Source organism: Bordetella genomosp. 5, assembly GCF_002261475.1.
In the GTDB taxonomy this organism is placed as follows: domain Bacteria; phylum Pseudomonadota; class Gammaproteobacteria; order Burkholderiales; family Burkholderiaceae_B; genus Bordetella.
On the sequence record NZ_NEVN01000009.1, the window covers coordinates 95,289 to 108,117 of the forward strand.

Sequence of the window (12,829 nt, forward strand, 5' to 3'; positions counted from 1 at the left end):
GCACGGGCACCCGCGCGGCGTGGTCGGAAGGGAGGCGAAGCGCTGACTATACTCCCGCCCCCGCGCCGCCTGCTCAGGTGTCGGCGTCGGGCGCCGAGCGCAGGCGCGCGCGCAACTCCAGGCTCGAGCGCCCTTCTTCGGCCAGGAACTCCACCAGGGTGGGCAGGGCCGCGCTGACGGGCCGATGGTCCTGCTGGCGCATCACGTAGCCCCACGATCCCGCCATGCGGGCCTGCGGCACCAGCGGCACGAGACGCCCGCTCGCGAGCTCTTCGTCGATGAGCGGCGAGCGGCCCAGCGCGATGCCCACGCCCGCCACGGCCGCGGCCACGAGCGTGCTCATGCCGCTCAGCACCACGGGCTCATGGGCCTGATGGTCGGGCAGATCGAAGCGTGCGCACCAGGTGCGCCAATCGGTTTCGGGGCTATCGATGTGGCGCTCGGCCAGCCAGCGATGTTCGAGCAGCACCGCCGGGTCGGCGCGGCGCGACGGCGGCACCAGCTCGGGGCTGCAGACCGGCACCACCGTCTCGCCCAGGAAGGGCAGATCGCCCGGCGCCGGCCCGCGCGGGCCGCTGTCGCGCACATGCAGGAAGGCCAGGTCGATGTCCTGCGTCTGCCAGGCCGGATCGAGATTGGCGTGCAGGAACACCTGCACATCGATGCCCGGATGCAGCGCGATGAAGCGGCCGATGCGCGGCGCCAGCCAGAGCGCGGCGAGCGAGGGGTTGACCGAAAGATTGAGCGTCTGGCGGCCGCGCCCGGCCGCGGCCGCGCGGGTGTTGCGGCAGGCGGTGGCCAGCAGCGTGAGCGCCTGCCGGACCGAGGCCAGCAGATCCGCGCCGGCTTCGGTCACCTGGGCCCGCCTGACGGTGCCGCCTCGGTGCAGCAGGATTACACCCAGGTCGGCCTCCAGACCGCGCAACTGGTGGCTGACGGCGCTTTTCGTGACGTGCAGTTCGGCCGCCGCGCTGCTCAGGCTTCCCAGGCGCGCAACGGCCTCGAAGGCACGCAGGGCGGCCAGCGGCGGCATGTGCTGCGCGGCGGAAACGGGCGGGGTTTTTGGCATGGGTTGAGTCTATCTCAACCCACGATTGAAAAACTATCGATTTTCAGGCGGCGCCGGCTCAAGCAAGATGCGCGCATGGAAAGGAGTTGCCATGTACTTTGATTACCGTCTCTGGCTCATGACCGCCGGACTGCGTGCCCGCATGGCGGGCGGCGTGCTGCTCGGCCTGGCCGCGCTGCTGGCCGGCATCGCGCGCTACGTCTTCCTCGGCCAGTTGCTGGCCCGCGTCTTCGCCCAGCAGCCCTGGCAGAGCTGGGTCACGCCCGCCCTCTGCGCGGCGCTCATGGTGGTGCTGCGCGCCGGCCTCGATCATCTGCGCACCCGCGCCGCCAACCGTTGCGCCACCGCCATCCAGCAGACCCTGCGCGGCGGCCTCTACGACCGCATCGTCGCGCTCGGACCGGCCTGGTTCGCCAATCAGCGCACCGGCGGCATCATGCTGAGCGTGGTCGACGGCGTCGAGCAATTGCAGACCTTCTTCGGCCGTTATCTGCCGCAGGTCGCGATTTCGCTCATCGCACCGATCGCCATCTTCGCCGTGATCGCCTTCTGGGACGTGCCCACGGCGGCGGTGCTGCTCGGCGCCGCGTTGTTCGCCCTGTTCGGGCCCTCGGCGGTCCATGCGCTCGACCGCCGCGCCAGCCGCGCGCGCGCCGCCGCGCTGAACGATTTCGGTGAAGAGTTCCTCGACGCCGTGCAGGGCCTGCCCACCCTCAAGGCCTTCGGCCAGGGCAAGAGCTTCGGCCGGCGTCTGGCCGAGCGGGCACGCCGCCTGTCGGACCATACCTTCTGGGTGCTGTCGGTCAGCGTGCTGACGCGCGGCATCAGCGATCTGGGCGTGGCGCTGGGCGCCGCGCTCGCCATCACCCTCGGCGCAATGCGCGTGGCGCAGGGCGACATGAGCCTCGAAGCCCTGCTCATCGTGCTGATGGCCGGCACCGAGATCTTCCGGCCCTTGCGCGATCTGCGCGCCGTGCTGCATCAGGGCATGCTCGGCCAGTCGGCCGCCGCCAGTATCCATGCCCTCAACGACGCCCGCCGCGATGACGCCCGCCCCGCGGCCGCCACGGGCCTGGCGCCCGAGCAGCTCGCGCCCACGATTACCTTCGACAACGTGACGTTCGCGTATCAGCCCGAGCGCCCGGCGCACCGCGGCCTGAGCTTCGAGATCGCGGCCGGCGAACGCGTCGGCGTGGTGGGCCCCAGCGGCGCCGGCAAATCCACCATCGTGCGGCTGTTGCTGGGCGAAGTCACGCCACAGGCCGGCAGCGTGCGCGTCGGCGGGCACGACGTGCGCGACCTGGCCCACGATGCCCTGCTGTCGCGCATCGCGCTGGTCAGCCAGGACATCACGCTGTTCCACGGCACCATTGCCGACAACATCCGGCTCGGCCGGCCCGATGCCACGCAGGCGCAGGTCCGCGCGGCGGCGCGTTCGGCCAACATCGATGATTTCATCATGGCCCTGCCCGAGGGCTACGACACGCGGCTGGGCGAGCGCGGCCTGCAGCTCTCCGGCGGCCAGCGCCAGCGCGTCGCCATTGCGCGGGCGCTGCTGCGCGACGCACCCATCCTGATCCTCGACGAGGCCCTGTCGTCGGTGGACTCCGAAAACGAAGCCCTCATCCAGCAGGCGCTCGATCGCCTGATGGCCGGCCGCAGCACCCTGATCCTGGCGCATCGCCTGGCCAGCGTGATCGGGGCCGACCGCACGCTGGTGCTGGACCAGGGCCGCGTGGTCGAGTCGGGCACGCACGCCGCGCTCATGCAGGCGCGCGGCCTCTATCACCGGCTGATGCGCGAGCAGGCCGAGCGGCAGCCCGCGGGGCAGCCCCCCGCCGAGGTTGCGGCCGCCGAGGGTGCGGCCGCGCCAGCGGCGTTCGCCGGCGCCGCCACGGCGGCCCACGACACGACACCCGACGCCGGCGCGCCCACTGGCGCCACGCCGCGCGCGCTCGACGACGACGCCGCGCACGTGGGCTGGCGCGGCGTGCTGGGCACGCTGTTGTCGGTGGTGCGGCCATGGCGCGGCACGCTGGTCGCCACGATCGTGCTCGGCGTGGCCCGCGTGGCGGCCTTCATCGGCGTGGGCGCGCTGAGCGCGCTGGTGGTGGCGGCACTGCGCAACGGCGAGCCCACCGGGCTGCTGATCGGCGCCCTGCTGGTGGTGGCTCCGCTGGCGGCCCTGTTTCACTGGCTCGAGTCGTGGCTGGCACACGCCATGGCCTACAAGCTGCTGGCGGACATGCGCGTCAATCTCTACGACAAGCTCGAACAGCTCGCGCCGGCCTACCTGCTCGAGCGACGCTCGGGCGACCTGGTCGCGCTGGCCACGCAGGATGTGGAGATGATCGAATACTTCTACGCGCACACCATCGCGCCGGCCATCGTGTCGGTGCTGGTGCCCGCCACCGTGCTCGGTTTCCTGGCCGTGTACAGCTGGCCGGTGGCGCTCGCGCTGCTGCCCTTCCTGGGCTACGCGATGCTGTCGCCGGTGCGCGGACGGCGGCGCGTCGACGCGCTGGGCGAACAGGCTCGCGCCGCGTTGGGCGAGATGAGCGCCCACCTGACCGACACCATCCAGGGTCTGGCCGACCTGACCGCGTTCCAGGCCACGGACCGCCGCCGCGCGCAGTTCCTTGCGCTGGCCGAGCGCTACGGCCAGCGCCGCCAGGCGATTCTCGACGACCTGTCCGCGCAGAACGCCTGGTTCGAAGTGGCGATGGGCCTGGGCGGTCTGGCGGTCGCGGTGACGGGCGCGCTGCTGGCAGGCGCCGGCGCGCTGGATCCGGCCATGGTGCCGCTGCTCGTGCTCGTGGCGCTGGCCACGTTCCTGCCGGTCTCGGAAATCTCGCAGGTCAGCCGCCAGCTGGCCGACACGGTGGCCGCCAGCCGCCGGCTGCACGTGGTGTCGCACGAGCCGGTGCCCGTCACCGACGGTCCGCGCCAGCTTCCGCGCGCCACGGGCGGCCTGCCCATCGCGTTCGAACAGGTGGGCTTCCGCTATCCGCGTGCCGCGCGCGATACCCTCACCGGCCTGAGCTTCGCGATCGCGCCGGGCACCACGGTGGCGCTGGTGGGCGCCTCCGGCGCGGGCAAGAGCACGATCGCCAGCCTGCTGCTGCGCTTCTGGGACGTGAGCCAGGGTGCGATCCGGATCGGGGGCGCCGACGTGCGCGAGCTGCAGCTCGACAATCTGCGCGACCACGTGGCGCTGGTCACCCAGGACACCTATTTGTTCAATGACACGCTCGCCGCCAACATCCGCCTGGCCCGCCCCGATGCGAGCGATGCCGACGTGCAGACCGCGCTGCATCGCGCGGCGCTGTCGGAGTTCGTGGCGGCCCTGCCGCAAGGGCTCGCCACGCCGGTGGGCGAGCGCGGCATGCAGCTGTCCGGGGGCCAGCGGCAGCGCATCTCGATCGCGCGCGCCTTCCTGAAGAACGCGCCGATCCTGATCCTGGACGAGGCCACCTCGCACCTCGACACCCTGAGCGAGGTGCAGGTGCGCGGCGCGCTCGACGCGCTGATGCGCGAACGCACCACGCTCGTGATTGCGCATCGCCTGTCCACCATCCGCGAGGCCGATCAGATCCTGGTGCTCGACCAGGGCCGACTGGCCGAACAGGGCACGCACGCCGACCTGCTCGCGCAGGGCGGGCATTACGCCCGGCTGATCCGCCACCAGGCCCTGGGCAGCGTGGCGGCCTGACGCAGCGGCGACTCTGTACGAAACTGATTCATTTGGTTAAACATCCGCCCCCCGTCCGGGGGGCGGCTTGCTTATGATCGCGCCATGACAAGCAACGACCCGGCCCACGATGCCGGGCAAGAGCCCTTATATCCATGGCGCAAGCGTTCGTAGCGTTATCGGCCTGGCAGGTCATGCTTGCCGGCCTGCTGTTCTTTGGCGGTATCTATCTGGTGTTCGGCGCCACCACATGGCTGCTCACCCACCACATCCTGCCGCGTCTCGGCCTGGGTCGCCCGCTCGACACGCGCCCGCTCGCGCCGGGCCAGCTGCGCCGCGAGCTGTCGCAGTCGGCGCTCTCGATCCTGCTCTTCGGCACCGGCATGATCTTCCCGTGGGGGCTGCTGCAACTGGGCTGGGCGCGCCTGGACTACGACGCCGGCTGGCAGCAGATCTCGCTCGAGATCCTGTTCCTGCTCGCCTGGAACGACGTGCATTTCTGGGTCAATCACCGCCTGCTGCACACGAAGCTGCTGCGCCGCTTCCATCTGCCGCACCATCGCTCCGTGGTCACGACCCCGTTCTCGACCTACAGCTTCCACCCGATCGAGGCGCTGATGCTGGGCAACGTGATCCTGCTGCCCATGCTGCTGCACGACTTCAGCTTCTGGTCGCTGCTGTCGGTCCCGCTGTTCAGCCTGTTCTTCAACTGCATCGGGCACGCCAACTACGATTTCTTCCCCAACGTGTCGTACGCGCACTGGTTTGCCGCCAGCCGCCGCCACCACCTGCATCACGCCTGCTACAACGGCAATTACGGTTTCCAGTTCACGTTCATGGACCGTCTGTTCCGCACGCGCCTGCCGGCCGATGCGGCCGAGCGCCAATGGCAGGCGGCCCGCCAACGAGGCGCACATGGCGCGCAGTCGTGACCCGGGCGGCCGGCCGAGCGCCTCGCCCGGACCGCTCGCCCTGCGCCATCGGCGCGACCTGCAGAGCCTCGCCTACCTGCTGCTGACGCCGCTGCTCGCCATATGGATGTGGCGCAACGGCTTCTCGTGGCCGCTCTATCTGCTGTTGCTGTTCCTCACGCTGGGCGTGGGCGTCATCCATCACAACCATACGCACCTGCGCATGTGGCGCGGGCGCGGCGCGCGCGCGGCGAATCGCCTCACCGACTTCTGGATCACGCTGCTGCAAGGGCATCCGACTTTTGTCTTCTGGCCCGCGCACGTGGGCAACCATCACCGCTACAAACACGGCGCGCGCGACGTGGCGCGCACCTATCGCTTCGGCGGTGACACCAATCACCTGTGGGGCTACCTGATCCATCCGGTGCAGGCGGTGTGGGTGCTGTTTCCGGTCTTCTTCGGCTGGCTCGCCCGCATGCGCCGCCGCCATCCCGGCGTATGGCGCTACTGCATGGCGCAGTATGCGGTGTGGCTGGGCCTCTGGGGCGGTCTGCTGGCGCTCGACCCGGTGAAGGCGCTGCTGTATGTCATCGTGCCGCAGCTGCACGGCCTGCACTGGCTGCTCGCCACCAACTATCTGCAGCACGCGCATGCCGATGGCGGCCCGCGCGCGCAGGCCGGGCTCGATTACGCCCGCAATTTCGAGGGCTGGGTCAATCCCCTGCTCTTCAACATCGGCCTGCACACCGCGCACCACGAGAATCCGCGCGTGCACTGGGCCGACCTCGCCCGCCTGCACCGCACGCATTACCGCGAGCGCGTCGCGCCCGAACTGAACGAGCGCGGCCTGGTGCCCTACATGCTGCGCGTCTTCGTGCTCGCCAACGTCATGCCCCGCCTGCGCTCGCGCTCGCGCATGGCCGCCGAACACGTCCGCTGACTTTCACAAAAAGAGATCCGACATGCCTATTGCGTTCGACCGCGTGTATCTGCAAAGCGCCGGCTACTTCATGCCCGGCGAACCCGTCGACAACGATGCGATGGATGCGTACATCGCACCGCTCAACCGCATGTCGACCCGCATCAAGACGCGCATCCTGGCCGAGAACGGCATCAAGACGCGGCACTACGCCATCGACACCGATGGCGGCACGCGCCACACCAATGCGCAGCTGGCCGCGCAGGCCATCCAGGACTGCCTGGGCCGCGCGGGCGGCGAGCTGGCGCAGGTGTCGTATCTGGCGAGCGGGTCCTCGGGCGGCGACGCGCTGATGCCCGGCTTTGCCAACATGATCCAGGGCGAGCTCGCCGCGCCGCCCATGGAAACGCTGTCGGTACACGGCATCTGCGCCGCCGGCGTGAGCGCCATCCAGAGCGCCGCGCAGGCCATCCAGGCCGGTGGACACGAGCGCGCGCTCGCGGTCGCCGCCGAGCTGCCGTCCCGCCTCTTCAAGCGCTCGCGCTTCGCTGCGCGCGGCTACGACGCCGACTTCGATTCGCACTTCCTGCGCTGGATGCTGTCCGACGGCGCCGGCGCCATGCTGCTCGGTTCGGACGGCAGCGCGCTGCCGGGCGCCTCACAGGGCATCAAGCTCAAGCTCGACTGGATACACCAGCGCTCGTTCTCGGGCGACTATCCCGTCTGCATGCAGCTGGGGCTGCCGGCCGACCGCAAGCAGGGGCATCTGGATTACCCCTCGTGGCAAGAGGCGGAAGCCGACGGCGCGCTGTCGCTGCGCCAGGACATCCGGCTGCTGCCGCATCTGTTCGACATCGGCATCCACGAGTACGTGAAACTCGTGCGCGACGAATGGATCGCGCCCGGCCAGGTCGATCACTTCCTGTGCCACTACTCGTCGGAGAAGTTCATTCCGGTGGTCGCCGACCTGATGGAAAAGGCCAACCTCGAGATCCCGCGCGAGAAGTGGTACAGCAACCTCGCGTGGCGCGGCAACACCGGCGCCGCCTCGATCCTCATCATGCTCGCGGAGTTTCTCGAGACCCGTACCGTCAAGCCGGGCGAGCGGATCTTCTGCTACATCCCCGAGTCGGGCCGGTTCATGACGGCGTACATGTGCTTCACGGCGCAGGCGCTCGACGACGACCGCGTGCAGGTGGCCGTGCCGGCCCGCCGCGCCGCCGCCACGCTCGGCGACGATGCCGACGACATCGCGCCTCCGCACGATCCCGCCTATGCCCCGCAGGGCCTGTCGCAGCTTCTCACCGAGCTGGCCGCGATCTGGCATGACTACCGCTCGCGCGTGTGGCGCACGCCGGTGATCCAGCGCCTGCGCCGGCGCGAGTTCGAGACCGCCGATTATCTGCGCTGGATGGAATGCTGGGTGCCGCAGGTGCGGGAAGGCAGCAAGTGGATGCGCGAAGGCGCCGCCTCGCTGGGCCCGCAATACGCCCCGCTGGCCGAGCTCATCGGCATGCACGCCGGCGAGGAACAGAACGACTTCATGATTCTGTTCGAGGATTACCGCAAGGCCGGCGGCCAGGCCGAGAACATCGACGCCCTGCGCCGCAATCCCGGCGGCGAGGCGCTCAACGCCTACCTGCACGCGCTCGCGGCCACGAACGATCCGATCGGCCTGCTGGGTGCGATCTACATCATCGAAGGCACGGGCCAGCGCATCGTGCCCGCCCTGCTGCCCCTGCTCAAGGCCAGCCTGGACCTGCCGCCCGACGTCTTCCGCTTCCTCGAGTACCACGGGCACAATGACGAGCATCATCTGGCCCGCTGGCTCGCGGCGGTGGAGCTCGCGCTCGACTGCGACGAAGACGGCCAGGCCGAACAACGTATCATCGACACCGCACGCCGCACGGCGGCGCTGTACCTGATGCAATTCCAATACGTGATGGAGCAGGCCCCGGCATGAAAGAACCGGCGTTTCTCGTCGACGGCCACGACATGGCCGACCCCAACCCCTGGCTCGCGCTTTACCTCGACCGCAGCACGCCGCTGCCCGACAAGGTAAAGAAGGCCTGGCTCACCGATTCCAGCAGCGGCTCGCGCCAGTACCTGCTGCCGTTCGTGCGCCCGATCGCGCGGCTCTTCATCATCCTGATCCAGGTGATCAAGACCTTCGTGCCGCGCCGCTGGTCGCACTCGCGCCTGCTGCACCGCATCCTGGCGTGGGGCCTGAACCGCTTCGTCTCGCCCGAAGCCAACTGGCTGATCCTGCGCCACTTCCACCTCGGCGCCCAGATCCTGGCGTTCATTGCGGCCAATGCACCGGTGCGCGTGGGTACCACGCCGCTCGAGCCGCGCACGATCGACGATCTGAAGGACGAGCTCTTCGTCAAACACGATCTGAACCTGTTCAACTTCGTCATCCGGTTGAACCAGGCCATGCGCGATGCCGGCGTGGAGATGCACGCGCCCGAGCGGCTGGATTTCTCGATGATCCAGGATCCGGGCCTGCGGCTCGAAGACATGCCCCAGGGCCGCTGGAACAAGCTCGACCTGCAGAGTGCTATCGAGCTGTTCACGCCGCTGTATCAGCTGATGCTGACCGACAACGATTTCTGGCGCGCCTGCAATTCCCTCCAGCTCGACGAGACCATCGGCATCTATTCGGCGCAGCTGCTCGGCGCGCCCCAGCATCTGGTGCTGGTCAACAACAAACATCCGCTGGTGCCGATGTCCACGCTGCGCGCGGGCTATCGGCTGGTGCTGCACGGCTTGTCGACCGAAATGCTGCACAGCCTGCTGATGGCCGAGCGCCACGCGCAGGAAGGCGACGCGCCGCCGCCCGCTCCGATCGCCTGAGCGCGACGCGCGTCATATTCCGTCGTATCTCGTCGGATCCGCACGCGAAACACGCCAGGGCTTTCAGAAAGTTGAAAGTCGCGCGCCCAGACAATGGGCGCCGTTTTCAAACCAAGGAAGCCCTGTCATGCGTGCCCTGCTGCGCCACTCTCTTCTCGCCCTCACCCTCGCGCTGCCCCTGTCCGGGTGGCCGCTCGCGCCCGCGCACGCGCAGAACGCCGCCGCGCAACACGAGATCGAGGCCGCCGGCAGCGCTGCCATGGCGGCGGCCAAGGAAGGCCCCGCGGACATCGCCCTCGGTGACCAGGCCGTGCTCAAGCTGCCCGCCGACATGATGTTCGTGCCCAAGCAACAGGCGCAGCGCCTGATGCAGGCGCATGGCAACGGCAAGGATCCCGACATGCTGGGGCTGGTGCTGCCGATGAGCGAGTCGGCCGACTGGGTCGCCACCGTCAACTTCGAGAAGGCCGGCTACATCAAGGACGACGACGCCAAGAACTGGGATGTCGACGAGCTGCTGCAAAGCCTGAAAGACGGGACCGAGTCCGGCAACAAAGACCGCCGCGAGATGGGCTTTCCCGAACTGACCGTGGCCGGATGGGCCGAGACGCCCAAGTACGATGGCGAGAAGCGGCGTCTGGTCTGGTCCGCCATCGCGCAGACCAAGGGCGCGAGCGGCGAAGACGCCTCCGTCAACTACAACACCTATGCGCTGGGCCGCGAAGGCTACATCTCGCTCGATCTGATCACCAGCCAGAGCCAGGTCGCGGCCGACAAGCACAACGCCCTGCAACTGCTCGACGCGATCCAGTATGTGGACGGTAAGCGTTACGACGATTTCAATGCCTCCACCGACAAGGTCGCGGAGTACGGCATCGCCGCGCTCGTGGCCGGCGTGGCCGCAAAGAAACTCGGTCTGTTCGCCATGATCGCGGCCTTCGCCGCGAAGTTCGGCAAGGTGCTCATCCTCGCGCTGGCCGCGCTCGGCGGCGGACTCTGGACCCGCCTGCGCGGCAAAAAGACCCCCGCACGGTAAAAGTGGGCGGCGAGCTGCGGGCGGCTAGCTGCGGGCGGCGAGCCGCAGACCGCCCTCTCGGGCGCCTAGCGCCCGACGTTCGCCGCCAGCGCCACGATATCGTCCGCGCATTCGTCGGGCGATAGCCGCGCGGTGTTGAGCAGCATGTCGGAAAACGGCCGCGCCTGATAACCCTCGTCGTACATCTGCGCCACCCGCGCGCGCTCGGCGTCGGTCAGGACGCGGGCGCCGCGGTCCGACAGCGCCACCTCCAGGGGTGGCGACAGCGTCACGACGAGCAGGCGCGCGCCCGCCTTGTCGGCCTTTTCGTGCAGGCGCTCGTACAGGGCCTGGTCCATCGGGTAGCCCACGACCAGCGTGCCCTCGGTCAGCGCGGCGATCGCCGCCTCGATGCGCCGATGCGCGGCCTCCCATTGATCGGCCAGCGGCAGCGACGGGTCGGCGCCGTGGTCATCGCCGTCGAGCCAGACGGCCTGGGACAGGCGTGCCGCGACCAGCGGGCCCACCGTGGACTTGCCGGCATTCACCGGACCATTCAGAAAGATGACGCAGGGCGGGCTGACGGGGAGCGACATGATGGCGACCAGAGTAAATGTCCAGCCGCCATCGTAACGCGCCATTCCCGGCGGCCGAACCGCGGCGCTCGCCGCACCGCGAATCGGCCCCAGGCGGGACTCAGGCCTGGCGGTAGTACACGCAGACGCGCTGACCGTCGATCTCGTGCACCCGGATCGGCAGGCCGTACAGCGTGCTCAGCAGCTCCGGCTCGATGATCGCGTCGGGACCGCCCTGATGCGCCACCCGGCCGTCGCGCATGGCGACGATATGGTCGGCATACGCGGCCGCGAAATTCAGGTCGTGCAGCACCACCACCACCGACTTGCCCAGCTCGTCGGCCGCCCGGCGCAGAATCCGCATCATCGCGACGGCATGCTTCATGTCCAGGCTGTTGAGCGGCTCGTCGAGCAGCACATAGCGGGTGTCCTGGCACAGCACCATCGCCACGAACGCACGCTGCCGCTGGCCGCCCGACATCTCGTCGAGATACCGCTCGGCCAGGGGCTCGAGCTCCATGTAGGCGATGGCCCGGTCGATGTGGACCTTGTCGTCGGCCGTGAGACGGCCACCGCTATGCGGAAAGCGCCCGAACGCGACGAGATCGCGCACGGTGAGCCGCAGCGGCAAGTGATTGTCCTGACGCAGAATCGCGAGACGGCGCGCCAGCTCGCGGCTGTCGGCGCGCGTGACATCGAGCTCGTCGATCCGCACCTGTCCGGCCGACAACGGCAGCAGCCGGCTCACCATCGACAGCAGCGTGGACTTACCCGCACCGTTGGGACCGATGATGGCGGTGATGCCGCCCGCCGGCAGGGCCAGCGTCACGTCGTCGACGACGACGGTTTCTTCATAGCGCTTGGTAACGCCTTGGACTTCGATCACGGGCGCCTCCTGCGCAGGATCAGGGCAAGGAACAACATGCCGCCCACGAACTCGATCACCACGCTGACCGTGGTGTTGAGCGCCAGCACGCGTTCGAGCACGGTCTGGCCGCCCACCAGAAAAATCACGGCCCACAGCACGGCGGCGGGCACGGTCTGGGCATGGCGGTCCGCGGGCATGGAGTGATACGCCAGATTGGCGACCAGCAGGCCGAAGAAGGTCACCGGCCCGACCAGCGCGGTCGAGACGGCCACCATCACAGTCACCGCCGCCAGCGTGGCCAGCAGCGTGCGGCGATAGTCTACCCCCAGATTGACGGCGAGCTCGCGGCCCAGCGCCACCACGTCGTACCGGCGGCCCATGCGCCAGAGCACCAGCGTGGCCAGCAGCGCCGCGCCGCCCGCCAGCGGCAGCAGTCCCGTGCGCACGCTGTTGAAGCTGGCGAACATCCGGTCCTGCAATACGAGAAATTCATTGGGGTCGATCAGGCGCACGACGAAGCTCGACAGACTGCGGAACAGCAGGCCGAAAATGATGCCGACCAGCATCATCAGATGCAGGCTGTGCGCCCCGCCCGTGAAGAGCCAGCGAAACAGCAGGCAGGCAAAGCCCGTCATGGCGGCCACCTCGAGCAGGAACTGCCACAGCGGCTCCTGCGTGGCGACGGCGGACAGGCCGAAGCTGAACACCACCACGGCCTGGATCAGCACATACAGGGCGTCGAAGCCCATAATGGCGGGCGTGAGAATGCGATTGTGCGTGATGGTCTGGAACAGCACCGAAGACACCGCCACGCAATACGCCACGAGCAACATGGCCAGCAGCTTGCCGCCCCGAAACGCCAGCACGAAGGACCACTGCCCGGCCGCGCCCCACGTCATGTAGGCGATGCAGCACAGGGCCGCCA

The 12,829-nt window shown here is 69.0% G+C and carries 10 protein-coding genes; 6 read left to right on the forward strand and 4 right to left on the reverse strand.

The annotated features are described in order from the left end of the window. Positions 1-73: 73 nt before the first annotated feature. Positions 74-1,069, reverse strand: coding sequence for a LysR substrate-binding domain-containing protein (locus CEK29_RS16820; protein WP_094802328.1), 996 nt, complete (start codon positions 1,067-1,069; stop codon positions 74-76). Between the two features lie 91 nt (positions 1,070-1,160). On the opposite strand from CEK29_RS16820, the gene CEK29_RS16825 reads away from it, so the two are divergent. The 6 genes from CEK29_RS16825 (at position 1,161) to CEK29_RS16850 (ending at position 10,482) form a co-directional block, all read left to right on the forward strand. Then, positions 1,161-4,781 carry an ABC transporter ATP-binding protein/permease gene (locus tag CEK29_RS16825; protein WP_094858772.1) on the forward strand — a complete coding sequence of 1,207 codons (3,621 nt, stop codon included), beginning with the start codon at positions 1,161-1,163 and terminating at the stop codon, positions 4,779-4,781. A gap of 134 nt (positions 4,782-4,915) precedes the next feature. After that, complete coding sequence (locus CEK29_RS16830) at positions 4,916-5,692, forward strand: sterol desaturase family protein (RefSeq protein ID WP_094802332.1); 777 nt, start codon at positions 4,916-4,918, stop codon at positions 5,690-5,692. Next, positions 5,676-6,611, forward strand: a complete 936-nt coding sequence (locus CEK29_RS16835; RefSeq protein ID WP_094802334.1) for a fatty acid desaturase — start codon at positions 5,676-5,678, stop codon at positions 6,609-6,611. Before CEK29_RS16830 ends, CEK29_RS16835 begins: the two co-directional genes overlap by 17 nt. A 22-nt stretch (positions 6,612-6,633) precedes the next feature. Next, positions 6,634-8,553, forward strand: a complete 1,920-nt coding sequence (locus CEK29_RS16840; RefSeq protein ID WP_094858773.1) for a StlD/DarB family beta-ketosynthase — start codon at positions 6,634-6,636, stop codon at positions 8,551-8,553. Next, a complete protein-coding gene (locus CEK29_RS16845) occupies positions 8,550-9,446 on the forward strand; it encodes a DUF6999 family protein (RefSeq protein ID WP_094802338.1) in 897 nt (298 codons plus the stop codon). Before CEK29_RS16840 ends, CEK29_RS16845 begins: the two co-directional genes overlap by 4 nt. 127 nt (positions 9,447-9,573) lie before the next feature. Beyond that, on the forward strand, positions 9,574-10,482 hold the full coding sequence (locus tag CEK29_RS16850) for a DUF2167 domain-containing protein (RefSeq protein ID WP_094858774.1): 909 nt from the start codon (positions 9,574-9,576) through the stop codon (positions 10,480-10,482). A gap of 65 nt (positions 10,483-10,547) precedes the next feature. Here the strand turns inward: CEK29_RS16850 and CEK29_RS16855 are convergent, their stop codons facing one another. From CEK29_RS16855 to CEK29_RS16865, 3 genes are all read right to left on the reverse strand, one after another. After that, positions 10,548-11,057, reverse strand: coding sequence for a hypothetical protein (locus CEK29_RS16855; protein ID WP_094858936.1), 510 nt, complete (start codon positions 11,055-11,057; stop codon positions 10,548-10,550). A gap of 100 nt (positions 11,058-11,157) precedes the next feature. Continuing rightward, a complete protein-coding gene (locus tag CEK29_RS16860) occupies positions 11,158-11,922 on the reverse strand; it encodes an iron ABC transporter ATP-binding protein (protein ID WP_094802342.1) in 765 nt (254 codons plus the stop codon). Continuing rightward, complete coding sequence (locus CEK29_RS16865) at positions 11,919-12,803, reverse strand: iron chelate uptake ABC transporter family permease subunit (RefSeq protein ID WP_094803239.1); 885 nt, start codon at positions 12,801-12,803, stop codon at positions 11,919-11,921. Before CEK29_RS16865 ends, CEK29_RS16860 begins: the two co-directional genes overlap by 4 nt. Positions 12,804-12,829 lie beyond the last annotated feature (26 nt).